The sequence below is a fragment of the Neobacillus sp. YX16 genome (assembly GCF_030123505.1).
In the GTDB taxonomy this organism is placed as follows: domain Bacteria; phylum Bacillota; class Bacilli; order Bacillales; family Cytobacillaceae; genus Neobacillus.
Map to the genome: position 1 here is coordinate 1,683,585 of NZ_CP126115.1, position 25,709 is coordinate 1,709,293.

Here is a 25,709-nt window from a genome sequence, read left to right on the forward strand (position 1 = left end):
TATATTAATTTACTTTTTACCATGATTGAACTCGACTACCTTGTCGGCAGGAATTTCAACAGGAGTCACTGTAGTTTGGTTGTAATCAGAAGCATTTAAATTAATATCTAGAACTAATTCATGGCTGGCACCCTGTTTATCTTTGCCTGTTACGACTACTTTGACTGTCTGTTGTTCAATATAATTTTCCTTGTTCACTTGTGCAGTAAGTTTGACTTGCTTGACCGTAATATCATGATCTAATTCAGGAACTTTTGCCTTAATGTGAAAATCTGAGCTTTCAGTTTCATTATTGTCTTGAATCATAACAGCATGTTTAATCATCAACGTACTTAACGCATTCGCGGTTAGAGGAATTTCTTTTCCTGTTAATTCTAGCTCAATTACATGATGACCATTTTGCTTATCAGCGACTGTAATTTGTTGTTGAAGATTTTTAGTCATAACATCGATTAGATTTTCTACATCATCTTTTAATTCAACACTATTACTGTGATGTGGATTATTAGAGGTTTCCATTTTGTAAATTGTATCCAGTCCATCCTTCATTAAAAACCAATTTCCATCCTGCTTATACATGTTCATTTTACTAACTTCCGTTTCATTAGCTAAACGAGTAGAGATGGAGTTTACCTGATTTACAGAATCTGACTTGAAAATGGACTCAGATGATAATATAGCCTTTTTGTTGTCCTCAAGTTTAAGATTAAAATTTAACGTTGCACTTTCAGCAGAATGAGTTTTCTTTAAAGCTTCCTTGTAAAGGTCGTAACCAGATGTATTTGCTGAAATCGAATAAACACTGCCTAACATAAGCGTTCCACTTATCCCGATAACCGCTAAAATCTTCTTATTCATATACTTATCCTCCAATCATTATTTTGTTACATGCTTAGTGTAATCGGGAGTTATAAAAGCAATCTAAACAAACTATTAAATTTTTCTTAAATAAAAGCTAATTATTGAATATGGCACTCTGTTGATTGGATCGGAAGGCACGAGACTCCTGCGGGAGGACGGGGCAGGGGGAGACCCCGCAGGCGCATTAGCGCCGAGGAGGCTCCCCGGACCGCCCGCGGACAGCGAAGTGCCTGGAGAGGAAATCAACAGACAAATTAAAAGCAGTAAAAAGGGTGGAAAAAATTTCTTTTAATAATAATAAATATAATGTTTGAATTTTTAGATAATTAACAGTATAATAAGAAAAAGCTCAAGGAGTTGATTTCCATGGAAAAGAGATTATTAAATTCACCGCAACAAACAGATGAAAACAACGATTCTGCAATTGCTGAAATGTTTTTAAACCATGCCTTGATTGAATTTAGAAGAGATGTGCTCCGTAAGGAAATCGACTTCTCCTTACAAGAAAGAAATAAGGAAGCTTTCCTCAAGTTATCTGAGGAACTTAAGAAAATTTCATAGCAAAAGTTATTTAACAGACTTTATTGATATTGGAAGCCCTTTTCTCAACCGAAAGGGCTTCTTTTGTTTTTAAAATTCATGTATGATGGATAAAAAGCTGAAACTAATAAAGAAATGAATTGTCTGAAGGGAAATGGGTGAACATCAGTGATTTTCATGGTGGATAATTATGATTCTTTTACCTTTAACTTAGTTCAATACCTAGGGGAATTAGGAGAAGAATTAGTCGTAAAGCGTAACGACCAAACAACCATAGATGAAATTAGAACGCTCGATCCTGAGTTTTTAATGATATCTCCAGGTCCAGGCAATCCTAATGAGGCAGGAATTAGTCTAGAGGCTATTAAAGCATTCTCAGGGGTTATTCCAATCTTGGGGGTCTGCCTTGGGCACCAAGCTATTGCTCAGGCCTACATGGGTGATGTTGTTTCTGCGGAGCAATTAATGCATGGAAAAACCTCTGATATTTACCATGATGAAAAAACACTATTTAGAGGTTTGCCGAATCCATTTCCGGCAACGAGGTATCACTCCTTGATAGTGAAAAGGGAGACCCTGCCTAACTGTTTTGAGATATCTGCTTGGACGAAGAATGGGGAAATTATGGCGATACGTCATAAAATACTTCCAATTGAAGGTGTTCAGTTTCACCCTGAATCGATATTAACGACTGGGGGAAAAGAGATTCTAAAAAACTTTGTCCAATACTATGGAAAATTAAAAGCCATTCAGGTTTAGAAGCTTAATATAGTGAAAAAAACGGTGCCATGGTTTATGGCACCGGAATCTACTTTTGTTTTTCTCCTTTTTTATTGTTCATTAAATAAAAGGTAATGGGCTGGTCTGAACCAGTCATTAAATTATAGACATAAGAAGAGGTAATTTTATATCCTTCATCAATTTTTTCTGCAAGGTAGTTGGTTCGTTCAAAAAGGATTGAGCGAATATGATTTATTTGACGAAATATTTTCTCAGTCAATGCTTCCTGCTGGTCCAGCCGATTTAATACCCCCGTTTGAAACTCTTCTTGCTTACTAATTTTTTCGGATAATTGTTTTTGCAGTTCTTCTTGTGTTTTCAATAAATGGATAATTAATTCTTCATATTCTGTGTGTTTTTGATTACTAGATCTAAGTTCATTTAATTGATTAGCTACTTTATCCCAATTATTTGCTTGTACAACCTCTTGATTGAGAAACTGCTGTTTCATTTCATGTATTTCACGAAGTAATAAAACATTCGCGTTGGACTGTTCGTCTATTACTTCTGAAAGATAGTCCCTCCTCATCATCTTTTGGTTTGGTTCAGGTATTTTCTTTTTATTCTTATAGACTCTCGGATGTTTGCGATTGTTAATATATAATCCCATTTATTGCACCCCTAATCATCAGTGAATATATTATTTTATGCATGAATTGTTAAATATGGGAAATTTTTATAATAAAAACAGGAAAAATGTGTTTCTATGAGGAATTAAATTTAGTAAATTATAATATAAGAGCATAAAGGGAAGTCCTGTTTCTTGGATAAGACTTTAGTCTTAGATAAAAATAATTCTCGGGATTGTGTAAGTCTGTAGACATACACGTTAAAATAAAATAAATGATATTCATAAAGGGATATAATGAGAGAAATCCCTTCCTATAGAAACATAAAGGGGGAATATAGGTTGAGGAAGGTTTACGTACTTCTTACTGATACTGGGACGGTTTTAACAAAAATGATTAAACTATATACGAAGAAGCCGCATAATCATGCCTCCATCGCTTTAGATGACCAATTGTGGGATGTCTATAGTTTTGGAAGAAAAAGACCTCGCAATCCTTTCCTAGCTGGTTTTGTCAGAGAAAATATCCGTGGTGGAATATTTCGCAATGCTGATTGTGCCATCTATTGTTGTACAATATCAGAAAAGCAGTATGATGCGATTTGTCGTAAAATTAAGGAAATTGAGAAAAATAAGGGTGAATATCGCTATAATCTTTTAGGTCTATTCGCTGTTATGTTCAATTGGGAATTAGATCGGAAAAATGCTTTCTTTTGTTCCCATTTTGTCGCAGCTTTACTTGAGGAATCAGGAGTGAAAATCAATAAACAAAAGCCGCTTTCACTTGTTACTCCAGATGACATAAAAGAATCTGCCTCATTAGAATTAGTCTATGAAGGAAAATTGTCAGCCTATTTTGAAGAGGCAGATGAACATGATATTAACGAGTTATCCCATCAACAATATTATCCCGATTTCAGTACTGATAGAATAGAAGTTATCTAGGTAAAATAAGAGAAGACGTGTCTTTATAAATACACGTCTTCTCTTATTTGTTTATTCTTATTTTTAAACACTTCAATTAAGCTATTAAAAAGGCTCAAAGACCGTTGGAATACTGGACTTTGGATAAATGTATAGAGGAAAGTCGCAATAAATACAGGTCCTCCTAATATAAAACCAATAAGCAAGACAAAACTCTCAACCAGGATACGTGCTTGACTGACGGATAATTTAGTTTTATTTGAGATTGAAAGCATAAAACCATCTCGTGGTCCGGCACCAAGCCCTGCTGCAACATACATTCCCCCGCCAATACCAGCAATGACTATGGCACAGAATATTATAAGATAATCGACCCAAGAATTAGTTGGCTCAGGTAAAATATCTAACCATAGAAAAAAGTCCATAATCGGCCCAATTAAAAGGGCATTTAAGAAAGTCCCGATTCTAATATAATTTCTTGCTGTAAAAAAAGAGATGATAACCAGTAATAGCCCGCAGACTACTCCCCAAGTCCCTATAGTAAGTCCGAAATGTTGATATAATGCGACATTTAAGACCTCCCAGGGATGTAAACCAACATGTTGAACCTTAACGGCAATCGCATTACCCAAGCCAAAAAAGGTCAATCCCAATATAAATATTACATACTGAATCGCTTTCACCCGCACGTTACCTCCAAATATAAACTGTCAATATTCTAAATCTTAAAAGATGTTGATTTGATAATCAATCATTTTCAGAATTTTAGAGTTAAAAGAATTTTCAAACGTGCAATTCATTCTTCTATAAAGACAATATTAATCATATATATTTATTAATTAAAAGACCTTCAGCATTGGAGGTCTTTTACCCTTGGCTGTGTTAAAGGAAACTGTTGATTTTGAACCCTGTTGATTTATGCGGAAGGCGCGAGACTCCTCGAAAATGCTATCGCATTTCCTTCGTGCGTGGGCAGATTCGAGGATGAAAATCAGTGTCCTGCAGGATGATGGGACAGGGGAGACCCCGCTTATCTCTTAGCGCCGAGGAGTAGGAAAAGCGGAAGCGCCTTGTACAGCCCCGACAAGCGCTGGAGGGCCTAACGATGAAGTCGTTCTTTGACTTCAACGTTGGGACCGAAGCGACTCGAGGGGCTAGGCGCTGCAGCTAGACAGGCTTCCCGAACCGCCTGCGGAAAGCGAAGCGCATGGAGCACAAATCAACTGGCCATATAACACAGCCTTACATTTAAAATGAAAGAGGGATACCAATGCCTAGCGAACTGCAACAAATAGAATTAGCTATCCCCATAACCGTGATTTGGGACTTCATTAGAGATGCAAATAATTGGGCGCCGCTTGTGCCTGGTTATATACAGCATGAACAAATGAATGACAACATAATAACGTGGGATTTTAAAAGTGACCTTGGCATAATGAAAAAAAAGGTAAGTCTGGTTATTGATATTAAAGAGTGGAACGAACCGAATAGAGTAAGCTTTGAATTAAGGCGTACGAATGAAAAGTATATTGGTGAAGGTTATTTTGAAGCACAAGCACTCAATAAAAATAAAACAAGGTTGACAGCATTTCTTGAAATTAATGCGAGTGGAGCACTAGGTTCATTGGCAAATTCGCTTTTTAAAAATGCGATTCCAATATCAACGGATGAAGTGGCCTCAGCCATCTCTTTAAAACTGGAAGAATTCAACAAAAGGTGATAAATTGCAGTAACAATTCGAAAAAAATTCGGGTTGTTTTTTTTTATTATTTAAAAAATTTATAACATGAGGCCAAAAGATATGTTATATTAATAAATAAAAAATTTAGTCAATTAACTAGTACAGGGAAGGTGAAAGCATGAATACAGAATTGAAGATGAACGACAGCAGTCTTCCACTTCGCCGCGATGTTAAATTACTTGGGCAAATACTTGGTGAAATCCTTGTCAATCATGGTGGAACTGAACTATTAGATAAAGTGGAAAAAATAAGAATGACGTGTAAAACACTTAGAATCCATTTTAATCAAGACATTTATACTGAATTAAAACAAGAGATTACAAACCTCAGCAGCCCAATGAGAAAACAAGTCATTCGAGCCTTTTCGATGTATTTTCATTTGATAAACATAGCTGAACAAAATCACCGAATTCGTAGAAAAAGACAATATCATTTGCAGGACGATTCAATTGTTCAACCCGATTCTATTGAGAGTGCGATTCTTTCTTTAAAGGAAAACAATATTGATGAAAATATGATTCAGGAAGTCCTTAACAAAATGTCACTTGAGTTGGTTATTACAGCGCACCCTACAGAAGCAGCGAAGCGTTCTATATTAGAAATTCAACAACGTATTGCCGTTATATTAAAGAAGCTCGACCATCCATTATTAACAACAAGAGAACGTCTCAAGTTAGAAGAAAGTTTGTTTAATGAAGTAACAATTCTCTGGCAGACAGATGAACTTCGCCATACTAAGCCGACGGTATTGGATGAGGTCCGAAATGGACTTTATTATTTTGATCAGACATTATTTGAAGTCCTTCCAGAAATCCATCGGGAAGTAGAAGATTGCTTAGAGAAAAACTTTTCTACTAAAAATTGGGATGTTCCTAATTTTCTTAAATTTGGATCATGGATTGGCGGCGACAGGGACGGTAATCCAAACGTTACTCCAGAGGTCACATGGGAGACGTTACATAAGCAGCGGAAGCTTGTCTTAAGAAAATATAAAAATGTCCTTATCGATTTAATGAAACGCTATAGTCATTCCACAACTAGAGTGGAAGTCAGTCTAGAACTTATCCAATCCTTAGAGGAAGAAGAAATCAAGTACTTAACTGAAGATAAGAAATGGCCAATTACAACGGAAGTTTATCGTCGTAAATTTGCTATTATCATCGAACGTTTAAAACAAGTTGGTAAATCTGATTTAGGTTATCGTTCTTCGGAAGAATTATTAGAAGATTTGTTTCTAGTAAAAAGAAGTTTAAATAAACATCATCCCGCAGCGCATGAGTTAAAAACGATCCAAAAGTTGATACGTCAGGTACAACTTTTCGGGTTCCATCTAGCTACACTTGATATTCGCAATCATAGTGGCGAGCATGAGGCAGCCATTACAGAAATTTTACGTAAAGTACGAATTTCTGATAATTATGCGGAACTATCTGAAGACGAAAAGGTAAGAATTTTAGAAAATACTTTAATGGATCCTCGACCACTTCTTCTGCTAAATGAGGATTATACACCTGAAACACAACAAATGATTCAGGTATTTCAAATGATAAGAAATGCTCAAAAAGAATTTGGTGTAAGTTCAATATCTGTTTATCTTGTCAGTATGACTAAATCGCCTAGTGACTTACTTGAAGTACTTGTTTTAGCAAAAGAAGCTGGGATATATCGATTACATGCTGATGGGACGATTGAAAATCAATTAAATGTTGCACCATTACTTGAAACGATTGATGACCTAACTGCTGGACCTGAAATTATGGAAACCTTGTTTAAAATGCCTGTATATCGTAATCATTTGAAAGTAATGAATGACCAACAGGAAATTATGCTTGGATATTCAGACGGCAGTAAAGACGGCGGTACGTTAACAGCAAATTGGAAGCTATATAAAGCACAGCTTGAAATTCACGAGATGGCAAGCAAGTATCACATTGGATTAAAGTTTTTCCATGGACGCGGAGGTTCTCTAGGACGTGGAGGCGGTCCGTTAAACAAAAGTCTGCTTTCACAGCCAGCAGAAACGATTGGAGATGGAGTGAAAATAACTGAGCAGGGTGAAGTCCTTTCTTCACGCTATTTGCTTGAAGACATCGCTTATCGAAGCTTAGAACAGGCCACTTCTACACTTATGCTGGCAACAGCCCGTGTTTCAAAAGAGGCAGAGCCTGGAAACTTGAGGGATGAATCGTGGGAGTTAGCTATTGAAGAGATTTCTAGCATATCACTAAAGAAATATCAATCGCTTGTTTTTGGAGATTCAGACTTTTTAACCTATTTTAATGAAGCAACCCCATTAAGAGAGCTTGGTGACTTAAATATAGGTTCAAGACCAATGAGCAGAAAAAATCGCGGTCGATTCGAGGATTTAAGAGCCATTCCATGGGTTTTTGCTTGGACACAAAGCAGGCAGCTGCTTCCAGCATGGTACGCAGCAGGAACCGGTTTAGAAAGCTTTGCTTCACAAAGTGAACAAAATTTACAACAATTACAGCATATGTATGAAAAATGGCCATTTTTCCGGTCAACGATTGATAATCTCCAAATGGCTCTAATGAAAGCAGATATCACAACTGCTAAGGAGTATTTATCATTAGTGGAGGATCAGAAAATCGCTGAGCGAATTTTTTCGAATATCCTTGAAGAATATGAAAGAACGAAAGCTATTCTTCTCAAAATAACAGGAGATAAAGAATTGCTTGATCACACACCAAACATTAAAGACTCAGTCTATCGTCGAAATCCTTATGTTGATCCATTAAACTTCTTACAGGTCGAATTAATTAAACAATTAAGGAAGCAGGACGAGCCTTCTGAAGAATTAATCATCGAAGTACTTCTTACTATAAGTGGAATATCTGCTGGATTACGTAATACTGGTTGATTTAATTGCAAGCCGCACTCCAAACAAAGGGGTGCGGTTTTTATATTCATAAGAGTAGGGTGAAGTTATTTTTTGAACAATTTGTGAATTTTTTAAAAATGAATGGTCATTCATTCATTTTTAACGTAATTCGACAAATTCTGCATTGTTCAACATGATATATTTTAGCCAGTAAAGGTAAAAGAGGATATATGGAGTAAAAAACATTCACACTTTGAAAGATTGATTTGGAGGGATAGGCAATGGCAGTTGAAGAAAAAGTAATTCAGGAAAAACAAAATGTTGCAGTGGGGATTGATATTTTAGCAAGAAATGGTGCAAAGGCGCTTGCTGAATTTCGCTGCTACAATCAGGAAATGGTCGACGAAATCGTTAAGCAAATGGCCTATACTGCACTTGATCATCACAAAGACCTGGCAAAGCTTGCGGTTGAAGAAACAAGGCGAGGAGTATATGAGGATAAGGTTTTCAAAAATATGTTTGCGACAGAATTTATCTACAACAACATAAGAGATATGAAAACAGTGGGGGTCATAAGTGAAAATGAGCATGAGGGCATGAGAGAGATGGCCGAGCCAGTTGGGGTCATCGCTGGTGTCATACCTATCACGAATCCAACATCCACCGTCATATTTAAATCTTTGATATCCCTTAAAACCAGAAATCCAATTATCTTTGCTTTTCCGAAATATGCACAAAAATGCTGTGTTGAAACTGCAAAACTTCTTCGGGCAGCGGCATTAAATGCTGGGGCACCTGAAAATTGTATCCAATGGATTGATATTCCCTCTCATGAAGCTTTTCAGACTTTGATGAAACATCCAAAAATTTCTCTAATTTTGGCTACAGGGGGACCTAATTTGGTGAAAGCAGCATACAGTTCAGGGAAACCAGCACTTGGAGTAGGGGCAGGAAATGTTCCTTGTTATATTGAAAAAAGCGCCAATATTAAACGAGCAGTAAACGACATTATTCTATCCAAAACCTTCGACAACGGAATGATTTGTGCCTCAGAACAAGCACTTATTATCGACAATGAGATTTATGATGAAGTAAAAAGGGAAATGATCGAGAACAATTGTTATTTCTTAAATAATGAAGAAAAACAAATGATTGAAAAGGCAGTAATAGACGAAGAGAATGCCTCTTTAAATCCGATGATTGTTGGATTACCGGCTTTTATGATTGCAAAAATGGCAGGAGTGAATGTACCTGTAAATACCAAAATTTTAATTGCAGAATTAAAAGGTGTAGGTCCAAAATTCCCGCTTTCTTGTGAAAAATTAAGTCCTATTCTTGCCTGTTATAAAGTAAATAGTTTAGCTGAAGGGCTGCTAATCGCTGAAGAAACACTAGAATACGGAGGGCTTGGCCACTCTGCGGCTATTCATACAGCAGACCAAAATGTCATCGATTCCTTTGCCCTACGAATGAAGGCTGGAAGAATTATGGTTAATACACCATCTACTCATGGTGCCATTGGTGATATCTATAACACATCTTTACCGTCCTTAACTATTGGGTGCGGAACATATGGAGGGAACTCGGTGTCTCAGAATGTCGGAGCAGCTAATCTAATTAACATTAAAAAAGTGGCAAAAAGGAGAAACATGACACAATGGTTTAAAGTTCCATCACAAATATTTTTTGAAAGAAACTCCATTCAGGTACTATCTTCCATTCCAGGGATTTCAAAAGTATTTATTGTAACAAGTTCAAGTCAAATGAAAAATGGATCGATTGATAAAGTACTTTACCAATTGAAAAAGAATCCTGCAGATATTCAATATGAATTGTTGTATGATATTGGAACTGAACCAGACGTTGAAGTGGTTCAGAGAGGCGCAGAAAGGATGAGAAAATTTCAGCCGGACTGTTTGATCGCTCTTGGAGGCGGATCTGTCATGGACGCTGTAAAAGCAATGTGGCTATTCTATGAGCATCCAGAAGCAGATTTTAATAGCTTAAAGCAAAAATTCTTCGATCCTAGTAAAAGAGTGGTAAAATTTCCAACACTTCGTGGGAAGGCTATTCTTATTGCAATACCGACCACATCTGGAACAGGTTCTGAAGTAACCTCCTTCTCGGTTATTTCGGATAAAAAGGCAAATATCAAATATCCGCTAGCAGACTTTCAATTAACACCAGATTTGGCTATTATCGATCCACAGTTTGTTATGACCGTTCCTAAGCATGTTACGGCAGATACGGGGATAGATGTTTTAACACATGCTATTGAGGCATATGTTTCCGTGCTTGCCAATGATTTTACAGATGGATTGGCTTTAAAAGCAATTCAATTAGTTTTTGAGTATTTACCAAAGGCTTACTGTAATGGTACTGATGAGCTTGCTCGAGAAAAAATGCACAATGCGTCAACCATAGCCGGTATGGCATTTGCAAATTCATTCTTAGGAATTAACCATAGCCTTGCACATGCACTTGGTGCTGAATTTAACATCGCTCATGGTCGTGCTAACGCAATCATGCTGCCGCATGTAATTCGTTTCAATGCACAAAAGCCGAATAAATTTATGACATATCCAAAATATGAACACTTTATAGCAGATCAACGCTATGCCGAAATTGCAAAAATACTTGGTCTTCCTGCAAAGACAACAGAAGAAGGGGTAGAAAGTCTAGTACAAGCAATCATGAAACTTATTGTTGAGTTGGAATTGCCAACGAGCATAGAAGAGGCAGGTATAAGCAAAAGTGTATTCGAAGAAAAAATAAATATTTTAGCAGAACATGCCTTTGATGACCAAGATACGATTGCTAATCCAAAACAACCTCTTATAACGGAGCTGGCGAAAATCTATCTACAGGCGTATAAAGGCTTCTAAAAATTTGTAGTAATTTCGAAAGTTGTGTGAACAAGAGTGAATCTTTCGACAAAAACAATCAATCTTCTCTGCGTATTTTGGCTAAAACCTTATAGGCGATTTGTTAATACCAGTCCTCATTTGAAAAAATGTGGAATAATGTCGATTTAGGTGCGTTTACAAAAACCTTTTTTAAAACAATAATTTAATTGGTTAATAACTTGATTGGATTAGGAGAGGATTATATGGTTTATTCGCAAAAACCATGGTTAAAGTTTTATGATCCAAGAATTAATAAAGAGGTATCAGTAGACTATGATTCATTATTTGATCTTTTGCAGCAGGCAGCCAATATACACGGGGAAAAACCAGCTCTTACTTTTTATGAAAGGTCTTGGAGTTACAAAGAAACAAGAGCTATATCTGAATGGCTTGCTGCTTCCTTGTACCGCATTGGTCTCAAAAAGGGAGATAGATTAGGAATCATGCTGCCTAACTGCCCTCATTATATTTTCAGCTTATTTGCAGTATTCCGCCTGGGGGGCATTGCAGTTCAAGTCAATCCTATGTATGTCGAAAGAGAAATTGAATATGCCCTTAACGATTCTGAGGCAAATTATATGGTGGTATTTGAAGCATTCTATCATAAGGTAAAAGAAGTTCAGCCAAGAACATCATTGAAAAAAATTATAGTAGTTGGTTTTGGCGGAAGCAGGGTTAGTCTTGCAGAAGGTGATATTTACTTTGATGACTTTCTTACACATGATAATGTGATTCCTGATATCCCAATAAACATAGAAGAAGATGTGGCTATTCTACAATATACAGGCGGAACAACAGGTGTTTCCAAAGGGGTAATGCTCACCCATCAGAATCTTCTTGCTAATATTATTCAAGTATGTGATTTTACCTATAATGCCGTTGATGAGAAACCAGAAAATTTTAAAATCATCAGCGTCCTCCCTATGTTTCACGTGTATGGATTATCATGCAATGCACTTTCAGCAATCCGGATTGGTTGTAACCAATTAATTCTCCCCCGTTTCGATGTGTATGAATTAATTGAAATAATTAATAGAGAGAAACCATTCCAGGTGACTGCAGTTCCAACGATGATATTTGCATTAAACAGCCATCCGCAATTGGAAGAAAGTGCAATTAAGGACATATTCTACTTTAGCAGCGGAGGTGCACCACTCCCTGTAGAACAAGTGAAATCCTTTGAAAAACGTGTAGGGATAAGACTGGCAGATGGCTATGGACTTTCAGAAACAGCTCCTTCAGCTATTTCTACACCGCCATTTCTCCCACGTAAACTAGGAAGTGTTGGTATTCCTATACCAGGGACAGAAGCACGGATTGTTAAGGAAACGGAAGAGGGATATGTAAATGTACCGGTCGGTGAAGCGGGTGAATTAATTCTACGCGGCCCACAAGTAATGAAGGGTTACTGGAAACGTCCTAGTGACACTCAATTAGTAATAAAAGATGGCTGGCTCTTTACAGGTGATATCGCAAAAATGGATGAAGATGGCTATTTCTATATATTAGATCGCAAGAAGGACATGATTATTGCAAGCGGATACAATGTATACCCTCGTGAGATTGAGGAAATTATCTACCAGCATGCTGCAGTTGAAGAAGCAATTGTAGTTGGAAAACCTGACTCCTATCGAGGAGAAACAGTCAAGGCATATGTAAAAGTAAAAGCAGGTGTAAGTGTTACACCAGAGCAATTGATAGAATATCTAAAGCAAAATCTGGCTCCTTATAAAGTACCAAAAGAGATTGAATTTCTTGCAGAACTGCCTAAATCATCTGTAGGAAAGCTGTTAAGGAGAATGCTTCGTCAGGAAGAAAATGAAAAAATCCATTCTTAAGAACTTTAAGTATCACCACCCATTCTATTAGACAAATCTTCGCAGAACACATCAAGAAAACCTTCTAAGTCACAACCACCAAATACCTAAATATTCAATAAAAGGGGGAGAAATAATTGTCTGAAAAAAAAGAAACCAAACCAAAGAATGCTGAAACACCAAAAACGACTAAAAGGAGACGAAACTCTGTGGATGAGCCTACAGTTGAAAATGAAGTCATAGAAACTGAAGTAGCTGAACCTATTCTAGAATCAAAGGAACAGGAGCCAATCCTTGCGGAGGAAGTTGTTCAGGAACAATTTTCATCCCTTGACCTTCTCTGGAACCATGCATTTCGTGAGTTAGACCAATGGGTAAAGAAAGCAGATTTTCGTGATGATGTGTTTTTGAAAGAAGCAATGTTCTTTTCTGAAAGTATTAAACGAAATCAGGAGAATATTAAATCTGTCAGAGATCAGTTTAACAAAGAATTTGCAAATTGGGAGAGAACTGCTAGAGAGGAATTTTTAATGTCTACTACAGTACTTCAGCATATTTTTCCTAAGAAATCCTATGAAGATATTAATCAGCAGATTGACCAAATTCAAAGTAGAACAGCTTCAATTTTGAACACACCACTGCAAATGGTGGTAAATAATCGAATGATGGATCAATATCTTCAAATGGTTGAACAATATATTTCTCTTAGGAAGAATGCAAGAATGCAATATATAAAAACCTTAAAACAAGCTGCCTCTCTTATTTATGAGAGTCAAAAAGGTTTCGTAGACCTTTTGACCGGTCAATTAAAAACGTTCATATTCCCTTTAAATAAATATATGGAACAAGCTGAAGAAGTCACAAAATCATAAGAATAAGGGTGATGAAGGATGGCAAAAGAAAAGATGTATGATCCGTACGAAGGCATTAAACAGATTAGTGAGATGTGGGAAAAACAAATAAATGGTCTATTGTTTATGGCTGCAGATAATAACGAATTTGTTCGTTTAGCTAATACCGGCTTAGGTGTTCACTCACGTTACATGGAACTTTTTAGGAAAAATCAAGAGCTTATGGCTGGTATTATGAATCTTCCTACCAAAAAGGATGTTGCTAATGTTGCCAATCTTTCAATACAGGCGGAAGGGAAAATCGATATCTTAGAAGAACAGATTTGGAAATTACAGGATGGTCTTAGTGAAATAAATAAAGAAAATCTAGCATTGTTTCAAGAAATGGTTAAGATGGTTAAACAAATGCAGGTAGAATTCCACAGAACCATTCAAGAAGTATCTGAATTGAAAAAAATGAAGGATGGCTTTCAGGAAATACGTAAGGATCTAGTAGACATAAAAATTATTCAAGTTAACCTTCGTGATGTTAGAGAGGAACTTGAGGAAATAAAAGAAACACAGAAGGAAATCTTGAAAATGAAAGACCTTGATGAGAAAAAAACTATTCACACCGATTTAGAGGAAGTAAAACTTGGATTAGGTCAATTAACCGAAATCAAGAATGAATTAGCTTCATTAAAGGGGCTTGTGGGTAAAGGAAGTCCAATAGGTACGCCGAAAGAAAAAGAGTTAGTTACAACGGTTTAACTGAAAACGTATTATACGTGGGAAGGACCCATCCTCCCCACGTATAAATCAAGCAGCAGACTTTTGCCGGTTTAAGAACTTTCTTAGCAGAAGATTAAACCGGTTTGTTGCTTCTAATTTTGCTAAATGTCCCGTATTTCGCAGGATGATAAATTCCGAATGAGGAATCAATTTGTGCATAAAATATTGTATCCAAACAGGTAAAACGGAGTCATATTGACAGCCAATAATAAGAGTTGGAACTTTTATCGTCGGTAATAAAGAAATATTATCAACTTGGAAACAAGCTTTTAGAGATTGTAAAAAGATGTTACGTTTCGGCTGAAAATATTGCTTAAAGGTATTCATATTTTCCTCTGACCATGAGTAAAGGCTCATATGTGCAGCTGTTTCTTTAAGATCATTATCCGTTGCAGCGGCACCTAATCTTAATTTCTTAAAATTTAATAACGGTTTTCTGAGTTTCTTAGGGAAAAAGTGGAATGTACTAATCAACATGAGAGAGCGTACTAGGTGGGGGGCTTGACGATAAATCTCTTGAGCGACAGCACCGCCCATTGACAAGCCTAAAATGTTAGCGTTTTCAATTTTTAATTCATTTAATAAAGCAATAACATCTGAAGCGAAATTTGAAATGGATATCCCTTCAGTTTTGGTACATTCACCATGCCCGCGTAAGTCAGGGATAATTAACTCGTACTGATCAGCAAGTTCAAATTGTAATTGCCACCCTTCCTTCACTTCACCTAATCCATGAATCAGAACTAAAGGTTCACCCTTGCCAAAATGTAAATAGGGCATCTCCAACATACTTACCTTCGATTGTTTCAAATTGACACCACCTTCAATTTTTATAATCTTTATTCCCACCTTACGAAAATTGTAAACGTGATGTTACACCATACAATAACATTTATTTGTCAAGTTGACAAAATATTACCCATAGGTGTAAAATACATATAGGTGAGGTGATAAAAGAATGGTAAATCAAGAGAATCAATCTGTCAATCCTTCGAAAAATTTTGTTCTGCCATTTATTCTATTGCTTCTTAGCAGGATGTCTCTTCACGGATATGAGCTAAGCCAGAAATTACAAACATTTGGGTTTAAAACGATTGATCAGGGTAATCTTTACAGACTGTTAAGACAGCTAGAAAAGGAAGAACTAGTATCATCTGAGTGGGATACAAATGGCAGTGGTCCTGCCAAAAGAAGATATTCCATAACAAAAGCTGGTATTACATACTTAAAAGGCTATGCCAATCAACTAGAGTCGTACCAATCGATGCTAGACCAATTCTTCACAATGTATTCAAGTTTCCTTGAGCTCTATATTCCTTCGTTTCAAAAGAAGGATTCGATAGAGAAAGTAAACAGTAAAAAGAGGAGGAAGGACGATGGCACAGAAAAAGAGTGAAAGTGTTCTTGCTGTTGAAGAAAAAATGATACCTGCAGCAGAAGAAACTAAGAATGAAGGTTTATTTGTGGATACACTATGGAATCAGTATGAGCAATCACTTGAACGGGCAAGACAATTGCGTGAAAGCCGTGAAGATGCTTATGTGAAAGCTCTAAAAGAAGTTATTAAGTTTAACAAGCAATATAGAAAGTCACTTGGTAACCTTTATGATCAAACTAAAAAAACAAACAAAGAAGTTTTATCTGGATTGATGGAGCAAATGAATGCGCGCAATGGACAGCTTATCAAAGACGAAGTGAAAATTGAAGCAGAAATGATGAATGAAAGGGTAGAGCTTAAAGAGCAGCTTAAAGAAGTTTCTAATCAATTAGAAAACCTAGCTCTCACTCCAATCAAATCTGTATTCCAAATTATTGACCAGTTAGAAGATAATTTCGAAAAGAGTACTGAAGCTAACATTGACTACGCACGTGAACGCAGAAATGCCTGGCAGCAAGTTACGAATGAGTATGTAAAAATGGCTAGAAGTACTCATAATGAAATTGTAAATCGTGGAAAAAATAGTGTTAAAGAACTTTTTAAAACAAATTAAGGATTCTTACTCATTGTATAGCAGACCAAACAAATTGGTCTGCTTCTTTATGTTTATCATTGAACATTTGATATAGGCATTTCTGAAACAAAAATTTAATATTACTATTATTAAATTGACAAGATTTCATGCTATACTTCTAATTACAGTTGAATAGGATAAAAATGGGTATATAGGATTATTTTTGATAAATTGATAAATTGATAAATATCTAATTTTACATAGCTGAAAAAATTGCGATTTGCGATGAAGGAAAGCAGGGAGAAGAATTGAAAAAGAAGATTATCGCTTTTTGTTCAATAATTACGTTTGGGAGTCCAACTGTATTACTTCAAGTAGAAGCCGAGGAAAATGAAAACCAGCAAGTAGAATCAGAGGAAAATAAAAACCATGAGGCTATAGACGAACAGCGTTCAAGAATTCAATTAGAAATTTTAAAAGGAAATGTAGAGCTTAATCAAGTAAAAGAGGAAATTAAACAAATAAATGAACAAATCAGCCGGGTAGAGCAAGCTATCATCGATAATAATATTATTATTATCGAAACGGAGAACAAAATAAAAGCTTCTCAAATGGAAATAGGGAAACTAGAGTCAGAGATTGAATCGTTAAACGAAAAAGTAAAAAAACGTAATGAAATCTTAAAAAAGCGAGCTCTAGCTTTTCAGGAAACGGGTGGAAAGGTAAATTATCTTGATGTTTTACTAGGTGCATCAAGTTTTAAGGATTTTGTAGGACGCGTTGGTGCCGTAGCATCTTTTGTAGATGCAGACCAAACTCTTATTGAGAAGCATGAAGTCGATAAAGAGGATATTAAGAAGAAGCAAGATCAAGTACAAGCTAAATTATCTGAGCTTCAAAGCATGAAAGTGGAATTAGAAGGAATGCAGACACAAATTCTAGAACAAAAACAACAAAATGAATGGTTAAGATTAGAATTAAAGAAAAAAGAACAGATTACACTTGCAGAACAGGCAGGGTTAATGCAACAGGATTCTGCACTTACAACGATGTATAATTTAACCGATATTGATCCAAACCAAATCCTAAATGATTCAATGATATTAACAAATGAAACCGTTAAAAGTCTTATTTCTGAAGGGCTTAAGTATATTGGGAACTCCGTTTATGTATTTGGCGGCGGCCGAAATGAATATGATATTACAAATGGAAGATTTGATTGTTCAGCCTTTGTCAGTTGGGCATATGCTCAGGTAGATATTAAAATTGGTGCAAGTACGGAAGTCTTGAAAAATACTGGTACACCTGTCATGGTAGAGGAAATGCTTCCAGGAGACCTTGTTTTTTTTGATACCTATAAAAAAGATGGTCATGTCGGAATTTATTTAGGTGCAGGAAAATTCTTGGGATCACAAAGTTCTACAGGCGTTGCCATTGCAGATATGACAACGGGTTACTGGCTAGAGAAATTCAATGGGCGTGCTAACCGCATTATTTTACAATAAGAAGCGAGGCAAGCTTAGCCTCGCTTCTATTTTGTGTTAAATATTATTTGCTAAAGACGATGTAAATTGAGTACAATTAAACAGTTATTCCGTATCCTTGAATGTAAAAAACAGAAGATAAGTTAGGAGTAGTTATGTAAATGGAGTTATTATTGATTATTAAAGCTATTATTTTAGGTTTTGTAGAGGGGTTAACAGAATTTGCTCCAGTATCTTCAACAGGGCATATGATTATCGTTGATGATATGTGGCTTAAATCAGAAGATTTCTTAGGAAAGTATGGAGCGAATACCTTTAAAGTAGTCATCCAGTTAGGTTCCATTTTAGCGGTTGTGGTGACATTTAAGGACAGATTTATCGATTTATTAGGAATGGGTCGAATAAAAAGTAAGATATCTAATCAAAGTGGCGGTCGTTTAAAATTAACTCAAGTAATTGTTGGATTAGTTCCAGCTGGAATCTTTGGAGTGCTCCTTGAAGACTACATAGATGAGTATTTATTTTCGACTGAGACGGTTTTAATAGGTTTAGTGATTGGTGCAATTTTCATGATAATTGCAGATCGCTTTGGTCCAAAAACACCAAAAATCCAAACGGTTGACCAAATTACGTATAAACAAGCACTAACAATTGGTCTCATTCAATGTTTATCATTGTGGCCAGGTTTCTCTCGTTCGGGTTCGACTATTTCAGGTGGAGTTCTATTAGGATTGAGCCATAGAGCGGCCGCTGATTTTACATTTATTATGGCAGTGCCTATTATGGCGGGTGCCAGTTTTCTTTCTTTACTGAAAAATTGGCAGTATATGACGATGGATGCACTCCCATTTTTTATTGCGGGATTTATTAGTGCCTTTGTTTTTGCATTAATTTCGATTCGCTTTTTCTTAAAGTTAATAGATAAAATTAAACTTGTTCCATTTGCGATATATCGAATCCTGTTAGCGTTAATAATTTTTCTTGTGTATTTTTAATTAAAGTGAACCAACAACGAAATGTTGTTGGTTTGAAAAGCAGTGGGATGAATATTTCAAAGATGCCATCGTCAATGTCGATGTAAATGTCAAAATAAGAAGATCCGGCATTCGAACAAAGAGTCCTTTTAGTGAAAAAAAGTAGTTTTTTGTAAACCATATCTTTTAGGATTAAAACCTAAAGAATATGGTTTTTTTTCTTTCTAAACACTTGTCCTTGATTTTTTTTGCAGGCAACTGTAACACTTTAAATTTATTGGTCAAATAACTGGTCGTTCATAATGAACTAGCCTACACCAACTATCAGAAAAAGAATATTTTATTGTAACAGGTAAACTATCACAATATATGTGATGAAAATCTTTGGTGGGTGCAAAAAATGAATTCGATTGTTTTTTTAGGGACGAACAAAACAGGATCAAGCTATGAAGGAATAAAAGCAGCAAAAAGACTAGGTTACGAGACAATTCTTTTAACGAACCGCACCATTTTTGCAGAGGAAAGGGAGGATTATAAAGAAATTGATGATGTTCGACTCATTGATATGTCAGACACGGATGAAATATTCTTAACGATAACTGATCTTATGAATGAGGGTACTTGTGTCGACTGTTTTATTAGCTTTTTAGATGAGTATGTTTATTTGGCTGCCTTACTCACGAATATTATTTGTAATACGCCACTCACGTTTAAACCATTGAAAATTATGACCGATAAAATATTAACCAGGAGATTTTTAAGCGGGAAAAATTATACTCCTTTTTTTAAGGTGCTAAGTTCACCCGAAGCCATCGAAAATGAGGTAAGTGAGTTAAATGACCAATTTCCACTAATTATTAAATCGCCTCAATCAAATGGTTCAAAGGATGTATTATTGGTCGGAAATATTTGGGAATGTAAGAGGGGGGTGAAACAACTTCTTAGAAAAAACTCTGAGCTTCCTATTTTAGTAGAGGAATATCTTGAGGGGCCACAATATTTAATTGAAGTGATGGTTTTTCACTCAACCATTACAATTGTGGCAATTGTTGAACAGGAAGTAACAAAGGGCGAACGTTTTATTATTACAGGTTATTCTATCTGTCCTAAGTTGTTATTGGAACAACTTCCGGGATTAAAAGAAACTGTTTATTCTATTATAGAGGATTTTCAATTTAGAAATGGTACTTGCCATTTGGAAATGAAATTAACAAAAAAAGGCTGGAAGCTGATTGAGATTAATCCGAGAATGGCAGGGGGAGCTATGAATCGGATGATTGAGGAAGCGTTTGGTGTTAATCTTGCAGAACAGACGATAAAGTTGTATGCAGGAAATGAGCCAGATTTAATAAGAAGGCAAGAAAAAGCTATCTATGCACAATATTTAATCGTTAGCTCTATTGGGAAATTACTTAAAGTATCGGGGTGTGACTCTGCTGAAGAACAAGCTGGTGTAATAGAGGTTTATACGAAAGCAGCAACCGGTCAAATTGTCACACCACCTCGCTCAATGGGACAACGTTACGGATATGTATTAGCAGCAGCTGATTCAAAAAGCCAAGCAAGGAAGTGCGCCATAAATGGTGCGCAACAAATTCAATTTTACCTACAGCCTATATAAATAATTGAAAGGAGGTTTGAATTATGGGGGAACATCAGAAGAAAACATGTGTTTGTAACGACCTGCGGCAACTGTTAGAAGAACAAAAAAAACTATCGTTTGAGGATTTTCGCTTTGTAAATGGTGATTTTGGATATGACACGATTCCGTTTATACTTTCAACCGGGAAATGTCAATTTGAGGCTTGGGGTTGGACCAATAATGGAGATTTTTTTATGACAAATGTTTTTAGATTAGAGGCAATAGATGAAAAGAGATGTTGTGCAACAATATCTCTTCTTGAACCGGTAGATATAGACGGCTATCCAGTAGATATGTGCGAAAATATCTTTTCGTTAAGAACTACAACAAATTGTATTATTGTAGACCTCTCCTGCTTTACTTCATTACAGCCGTTATCACCTAGATTAGTAAATCGCTTACTGCCAATTATTAATCCAAAGAGTTAATAAGCCCATATAGAATGGGCTTATTCTTTTTTTTGAAATGCGGTTTATTTATACAAGTGGCTATCGCACATTTTTGGAGATATGAATAGGATATATGGAATTTAAAAAGGAGGTAATGTAAATGTCTGGTTCACATGGCGGGCTTGGCGCAGGCTTTGCTCTTATAGTTGTATTGTTCATTTTGTTAATTATTATCGGGGCTTCTTGGTGCTGAGGATTACAATTAATTTAAAGAGGGGGTTTTAAATATGCATTATGGATATGGTTATGGCGGCGGATGTGGTGTTGGCGGTTATGGCTACGGCGGATGCGGATTTGGCGGCGGCTTTGCGTTAATCGTAGTTTTATTCATCCTATTGATTATCGTAGGAGCAGCGTGCTTTAGATAAAACGAAAAGCGGAAGCGCCTTGCACAGGGGAGACAGGCATAAGCCAATCCGGCTGGAAGGTTGCTCTTTAACCTTCTGGACGGATTGGCTTATGACCCCGAGCCCCTAGGCGCTGCAGCTAGACAAAACATGTATAAGAAATGAGGCCCACTTGTTAATCAAGAGGGCTTTTTGTTACTGTTTTTTTCCAAACTTTAAATTCGTCAATTTCTACTGATAATTTTTTTAACGTAAAGGTAATCACTGCGGCGTCATCAAGTATCCCTAAGCCAACGAGAAAATCGGGAACTACATCCAATGGAGAAACGAAATATAAGATTGCCCCAATAATCGTTAAGATTGTAGCGGGGGAAACGTTACGATATTCGCCTTTTGAATAAGCTTGAACTAAATCAAAAAATAGTTGGAGCTTTTCCCAGGATTCTCCTAAAGTACCTTTGTTATTTTTCGCCTTTAGGATCGCCTTTTTGAGTAACCCCTCGGTCTTTTTGGGGTTATCGAGGTATCCATGTGCACCTTCTTGGTGTTTTTTTGCTTCAAAATCAATTTTTGAATCAATCATTTACATACACTTCCTTAAGTGGAATACATAAAGTTAGTGTACCTCAGGAACATTCATTTCATTTATGCAGAAACATTATCATTTTTTTCAGAAGTATTCCCACAGACAATTTCTTCAACCTCGAAGCCTTCAAGTGTTTCTTTCTTTAATAAGCTATCAACTAAATGCTGATACTGATGATAATGACTCATAATAAGATTCTCTGCTTTCTCTATCCCTTTTTCAAACAGTTCCTGCATCTTTACTTCCTTATCCTGTTTGTTAAATGTAAGGGTGAAACCACCTTGAAGCATACCGGTGTCTACCATTTGTTCGATAATTTTCTTTGCTTGTTGCACGTCTCCACTGACACCAATACTATGTTCCCCAAGAAGCATTCTTTCCGCGACACCGCCTGCTAGTATCATTGCGACTCTGTCTAATAGGTCGCTTGTTGTGGATAAATGAAGTTCTTTTGGTATTGGTGCCACATAACCGAGTGCCTCACCTCGTGGGATAATGGTAGCTTTCCTTACAGAACCTGGCTTTGTTAATGAAGCAACAATAGCATGTCCTGCTTCATGAATGGCTACACGACGCTTCGTATCGAGATCATGTAAAGAACGAGAAGTACTTCCTAATATGGTTCGGTCAAGAGCATAATCAAGATCACTTTTTGTTAACACTTGTTGCCCATTTCGTACTGCACGTCTGCTGGCAGTTTCAAATAATGACTGCAGCTCCGCTCCAGAAAAGCCGGAGGTACTTTCAGCCAGTGCATCTAAATTGGCTAAAACTTCATCACTTAGTGCTTTTCCTTTTGTATGAATATCAATAATTTCACGTCTTCCTTTTGTATCAGGGAGTGGGACTTGGAAGGTGAAATCTATTCTCCCTGGCCTTAAAAATGCTTCATCAAGCATATCTTTTCTGTTTGTGGCAGCAATAAACAATATCCCATCATTTGAATGCCCGCCATCAAGTTGAACGAGCAGTTCTGTTAATGTTTTTTCTGCTTCTTCACCGCCATGGGCTTTACGTCTCCCAGCTAGGGCATCTACTTCATCAATGAAGATGACAGCTGGACCTTGTTTTCTTGCAGTCTGGAACAAAGATCGGACCCTGCTCGCACCAACACCAACGAATAATTCATTAAAAGCAGAACCGCTGGCTGAGAAGAATGCTGCATTTAGTTCACGGGCAATTGCTTGAGCGAGTAATGTTTTTCCTGTACCTGGAGGTCCATATAAAAGAATACCTTTTGGTGGTTTAATCCCCATCTTAATGGCTCTCTCAGGTTCTTTAAGGGTTGAAAGTGTTTGAAGGATTTCTTCCTTCATTTCTTCACCAATCCCACCAACGTCTTCCAAACTAATGGAAGGAAGAGGGCGTGCCTGTGAAACGCTGCTCTTCATTGAATTTGAAAGCCCGAAGCCACCTTTTGTTTTTTGAAGTACTAAAGCTGTTGCGACAAGGGCAAGTAGTATACCTGCCATAATCCACTTTCCAAAGGTGCTGCTATTTGAAAATGAGTACTTTATATTATATTTTTCAACTAGCTTTTCAACCATTTGGCTATTTGGAGGGACATGTGATACGTATTTATGGTCACCGGCTTCAAGATGAAGGCTGCCATCTGAATACTCAGTTAGTGTAACTGATTGGCCATTTTGGTTTTGAATTGTATTTTCTACTGAAGAAAAAGGAATCTCTACTTTTTTATTTGTGGTTTGGATAATCCAAGTAATCCCAACTATTAATATTAGTAACGCTGCGATGAGCGGAATAATCTTTGAAACTAGTTTTTTACTTTGATTCATTTATAGTCATCTCCTTAAAAAGAGTCTTACTCTATTATAAAAGGAAAATAACAAAAGGGTATGTGGGAATGGATGGAAATTAATTTCCAATTGAGCTGCATTAAAGGATTGCAAATTTTACCGTGAAACTATAAGATTAAGGGTACGAGAAAAATTTTTTGATTGTTAAAAGAGAGGAATTTGAAATGGGTAACAAACTTAAAGAAGAAGTACTATCACGCAGAACCTTTGCGATTATCTCCCACCCGGATGCCGGGAAAACAACACTTACAGAAAAATTATTATTGTTTGGCGGAGCTATACGCGACGCTGGAACAGTAAAAGCAAAAAAGACTGGTAAGTTTGCGACAAGTGACTGGATGGAAATTGAAAAACAACGTGGAATCTCAGTAACATCCAGCGTTATGCAATTTGACTATAATGATTTCCGTGTCAACATTTTGGATACACCAGGTCACCAGGATTTTAGTGAAGATACCTATCGTACGCTAATGGCTGTAGATAGTGCGGTAATGATTATCGACTCTGCAAAAGGGATTGAGGAGCAAACCTTAAAACTATTTAAAGTGTGCCGAATGCGTGGAATTCCTATCTTCACATTTATTAATAAGCTGGACCGACAAGGGAAAGCGCCATTAGAGCTGCTTGCTGAATTAGAAGAGGTACTAGGAATTGAGACTTATCCCATGAACTGGCCAATTGGGATGGGTAAAGAATTTCTTGGTATTTACGACCGATATTACAACCGAATTGAACAGTTTAGAGTAAATGAAGAAGATCGTTTCATTCCATTAAATGGTGATGGAGAAATAGAAGGTGATCATCCTTTAAAGATTTCGGGATTGTATGATCAAACACTGGAAGAGATTATGCTGTTAAACGAAGCTGGTAATGATTTCTCTCCTGAAAAAGTAGCTGATGGAAAGATTATCCCCGTTTTCTTTGGAAGTGCATTAACGACTTTTGGGGTCCAAACCTTTTTAGAGACATACCTGCAATTTGCTCCACCTCCTAAGGCTCGTAATTCATCTATTGGAGAAATTAATCCACTCGCTGAGCAATTTTCGGGATTTGTCTTTAAAATTCAAGCAAATATGAATCCGGCTCATCGTGACCGGATTGCGTTTGTTCGGATTTGTTCGGGTAAATTTGAACGGGGAATGACTGTAAATATTCCGCGATTAGGTAAACAAATAAAGCTTTCTCAATCAACTTCCTTTATGGCGGAAGAAAGAAGCACGGTTGATGAAGCTGTCAGCGGGGACATTATCGGCCTTTACGATACTGGTACTTACCAAATTGGAGATACGATTACCTCAGGTAAAGAGAATTTCCAATTTGAAAGACTTCCGCAATTTACTCCTGAGCTCTTTGTTAGAGTCTCTGCTAAGAATGTAATGAAACAAAAATCCTTTTATAAAGGAATCCAGCAGTTAGTTCAGGAAGGAGCTATTCAGCTTTATAAAACTGTGAAAACAGATGATTACTTGTTAGGTGCTGTTGGACAATTACAATTCGAGGTCTTTGAACATCGAATGAGAAATGAATATAATGCTGAGGTATTGATGGAACGTATGGGGTCAAAAATAGGAAGATGGGTTGAAGGAGATGTTGTTGATGAAAATCTTTCAAGCTCAAGAAGTCTCCTTGTTAAGGATCGCTTTGATCATTATGTCTTTTTATTTGAAAATGATTTTGCGCTTCGTTGGTTCCAAGAAAAAAATCCAGGTGTGAAGCTCTATAACCCTATGGATCAGGACTAAAATTGACGGGATATTCCCGTCAATTTTTTTGATTAAAATATACTGAAAATTCAGATTATAACTTGACTCTATTATTGGAAACGACATACAATTAGTACAAATGTCATTAACATAT

General features: G+C 36.6%; 24 protein-coding genes and 1 pseudogene. 19 read left to right on the plus strand and 6 right to left on the minus strand.

Annotated features, from left to right (window positions below):
* Window positions 1–9 precede the first annotated feature (9 nt).
* Window positions 10–858, minus strand: a complete 849-nt coding sequence (locus tag QNH48_RS08280) for a hypothetical protein (protein WP_283954522.1) — start codon at window positions 856–858, stop codon at window positions 10–12.
* 369 nt (window positions 859–1,227) lie between these two features.
* On the opposite strand from QNH48_RS08280, the gene QNH48_RS08285 reads away from it, so the two are divergent.
* Together QNH48_RS08285 and pabA are read left to right on the plus strand one after the other, a co-directional pair.
* Entirely contained in the window at window positions 1,228–1,422 is a 195-nt protein-coding gene (locus tag QNH48_RS08285; protein WP_095249720.1) for an IDEAL domain-containing protein, read from the plus strand.
* Window positions 1,423–1,569: 147 nt separating this feature from the next.
* The gene (gene pabA, locus QNH48_RS08290; protein ID WP_283954523.1) at window positions 1,570–2,160 is read left to right on the plus strand and encodes an aminodeoxychorismate/anthranilate synthase component II; all 591 of its coding nucleotides are present in this window, start codon (window positions 1,570–1,572) and stop codon (window positions 2,158–2,160) included.
* Window positions 2,161–2,209: 49 nt separating this feature from the next.
* Here the strand turns inward: pabA and QNH48_RS08295 are convergent, their stop codons facing one another.
* Window positions 2,210–2,791 carry a hypothetical protein gene (locus QNH48_RS08295; protein WP_283954524.1) on the minus strand — a complete coding sequence of 194 codons (582 nt, stop codon included), beginning with the start codon at window positions 2,789–2,791 and terminating at the stop codon, window positions 2,210–2,212.
* Window positions 2,792–3,091: 300 nt separating this feature from the next.
* Between QNH48_RS08295 and QNH48_RS08300 the strand changes: the two genes are divergently transcribed.
* On the plus strand, window positions 3,092–3,694 hold the full coding sequence (locus QNH48_RS08300) for a hypothetical protein (RefSeq protein WP_283954525.1): 603 nt from the start codon (window positions 3,092–3,094) through the stop codon (window positions 3,692–3,694).
* Between the two features lie 23 nt (window positions 3,695–3,717).
* On the opposite strand, the gene QNH48_RS08305 is transcribed toward QNH48_RS08300, so the two are convergent.
* The gene (locus QNH48_RS08305; protein ID WP_283954526.1) at window positions 3,718–4,362 is read right to left on the minus strand and encodes a YczE/YyaS/YitT family protein; all 645 of its coding nucleotides are present in this window, start codon (window positions 4,360–4,362) and stop codon (window positions 3,718–3,720) included.
* Window positions 4,363–4,943: 581 nt separating this feature from the next.
* On the opposite strand from QNH48_RS08305, the gene QNH48_RS08310 reads away from it, so the two are divergent.
* From QNH48_RS08310 to QNH48_RS08335, 6 genes are all read left to right on the plus strand, one after another.
* Window positions 4,944–5,393, plus strand: a complete 450-nt coding sequence (locus QNH48_RS08310) for an SRPBCC family protein (protein WP_283954527.1) — start codon at window positions 4,944–4,946, stop codon at window positions 5,391–5,393.
* Window positions 5,394–5,532: 139 nt separating this feature from the next.
* Window positions 5,533–8,295 (plus strand): phosphoenolpyruvate carboxylase, encoded by a 2,763-nt coding sequence (gene ppc / locus QNH48_RS08315; protein ID WP_283954528.1) that lies wholly within the window; start codon window positions 5,533–5,535, stop codon window positions 8,293–8,295.
* Window positions 8,296–8,537: 242 nt separating this feature from the next.
* The gene (gene adhE, locus QNH48_RS08320; protein ID WP_283954529.1) at window positions 8,538–11,141 is read left to right on the plus strand and encodes a bifunctional acetaldehyde-CoA/alcohol dehydrogenase; all 2,604 of its coding nucleotides are present in this window, start codon (window positions 8,538–8,540) and stop codon (window positions 11,139–11,141) included.
* 224 nt (window positions 11,142–11,365) lie between these two features.
* A complete protein-coding gene (locus QNH48_RS08325) occupies window positions 11,366–13,000 on the plus strand; it encodes a long-chain-fatty-acid--CoA ligase (protein ID WP_283954530.1) in 1,635 nt (544 codons plus the stop codon).
* Window positions 13,001–13,116: 116 nt separating this feature from the next.
* Window positions 13,117–13,851 carry a hypothetical protein gene (locus tag QNH48_RS08330; protein WP_283954531.1) on the plus strand — a complete coding sequence of 245 codons (735 nt, stop codon included), beginning with the start codon at window positions 13,117–13,119 and terminating at the stop codon, window positions 13,849–13,851.
* Between the two features lie 18 nt (window positions 13,852–13,869).
* The gene (locus tag QNH48_RS08335) at window positions 13,870–14,580 is read left to right on the plus strand and encodes a polyhydroxyalkanoate biosynthesis repressor PhaR (protein ID WP_283954532.1); all 711 of its coding nucleotides are present in this window, start codon (window positions 13,870–13,872) and stop codon (window positions 14,578–14,580) included.
* A 48-nt stretch (window positions 14,581–14,628) separates the two neighbouring features.
* On the opposite strand, the gene QNH48_RS08340 is transcribed toward QNH48_RS08335, so the two are convergent.
* Window positions 14,629–15,411 carry an alpha/beta fold hydrolase gene (locus QNH48_RS08340; protein WP_283954533.1) on the minus strand — a complete coding sequence of 261 codons (783 nt, stop codon included), beginning with the start codon at window positions 15,409–15,411 and terminating at the stop codon, window positions 14,629–14,631.
* 148 nt (window positions 15,412–15,559) lie between these two features.
* Here QNH48_RS08340 and phaQ point away from each other — a divergent pair, with 148 nt between their 5' ends.
* From phaQ to QNH48_RS08380, 9 genes and pseudogenes are all read left to right on the plus strand, one after another.
* Window positions 15,560–15,997 (plus strand): poly-beta-hydroxybutyrate-responsive repressor, encoded by a 438-nt coding sequence (gene phaQ, locus QNH48_RS08345; RefSeq protein ID WP_095249710.1) that lies wholly within the window; start codon window positions 15,560–15,562, stop codon window positions 15,995–15,997.
* Window positions 15,978–16,592, plus strand: coding sequence for a hypothetical protein (locus QNH48_RS08350; protein ID WP_283954534.1), 615 nt, complete (start codon window positions 15,978–15,980; stop codon window positions 16,590–16,592). Before phaQ ends, QNH48_RS08350 begins: the two co-directional genes overlap by 20 nt.
* A gap of 269 nt (window positions 16,593–16,861) precedes the next feature.
* Entirely contained in the window at window positions 16,862–18,058 is a 1,197-nt protein-coding gene (locus QNH48_RS08355; protein WP_283954535.1) for a C40 family peptidase, read from the plus strand.
* 140 nt (window positions 18,059–18,198) lie between these two features.
* A complete protein-coding gene (locus tag QNH48_RS08360; RefSeq protein WP_283954536.1) occupies window positions 18,199–19,032 on the plus strand; it encodes an undecaprenyl-diphosphate phosphatase in 834 nt (277 codons plus the stop codon).
* Between the two features lie 40 nt (window positions 19,033–19,072).
* Window positions 19,073–19,177, plus strand: a pseudogene (locus tag QNH48_RS30525) (Ger(x)C family spore germination C-terminal domain-containing protein); the annotation flags it as partial.
* Window positions 19,178–19,411: 234 nt separating this feature from the next.
* Window positions 19,412–20,632 (plus strand): ATP-grasp domain-containing protein, encoded by a 1,221-nt coding sequence (locus QNH48_RS08365; RefSeq protein ID WP_283954537.1) that lies wholly within the window; start codon window positions 19,412–19,414, stop codon window positions 20,630–20,632.
* Between the two features lie 23 nt (window positions 20,633–20,655).
* A complete protein-coding gene (locus QNH48_RS08370; RefSeq protein ID WP_283954538.1) occupies window positions 20,656–21,081 on the plus strand; it encodes a CotY/CotZ family spore coat protein in 426 nt (141 codons plus the stop codon).
* Between the two features lie 121 nt (window positions 21,082–21,202).
* The gene (locus QNH48_RS08375) at window positions 21,203–21,295 is read left to right on the plus strand and encodes a YjcZ family sporulation protein (protein ID WP_095252056.1); all 93 of its coding nucleotides are present in this window, start codon (window positions 21,203–21,205) and stop codon (window positions 21,293–21,295) included.
* A 34-nt stretch (window positions 21,296–21,329) separates the two neighbouring features.
* Complete coding sequence (locus QNH48_RS08380; RefSeq protein WP_133369561.1) at window positions 21,330–21,470, plus strand: YjcZ family sporulation protein; 141 nt, start codon at window positions 21,330–21,332, stop codon at window positions 21,468–21,470.
* 154 nt (window positions 21,471–21,624) lie between these two features.
* Here the strand turns inward: QNH48_RS08380 and QNH48_RS08385 are convergent, their stop codons facing one another.
* Both QNH48_RS08385 and QNH48_RS08390 read right to left on the minus strand, forming a co-directional pair.
* On the minus strand, window positions 21,625–22,032 hold the full coding sequence (locus QNH48_RS08385; protein WP_283954539.1) for a YkvA family protein: 408 nt from the start codon (window positions 22,030–22,032) through the stop codon (window positions 21,625–21,627).
* A 62-nt stretch (window positions 22,033–22,094) separates the two neighbouring features.
* Window positions 22,095–23,831 (minus strand): AAA family ATPase, encoded by a 1,737-nt coding sequence (locus tag QNH48_RS08390; RefSeq protein ID WP_283954540.1) that lies wholly within the window; start codon window positions 23,829–23,831, stop codon window positions 22,095–22,097.
* A gap of 185 nt (window positions 23,832–24,016) precedes the next feature.
* On the opposite strand from QNH48_RS08390, the gene QNH48_RS08395 reads away from it, so the two are divergent.
* Window positions 24,017–25,594, plus strand: a complete 1,578-nt coding sequence (locus tag QNH48_RS08395) for a peptide chain release factor 3 (protein WP_283954541.1) — start codon at window positions 24,017–24,019, stop codon at window positions 25,592–25,594.
* The last annotated feature ends 115 nt before the right edge of the window (window positions 25,595–25,709 follow it).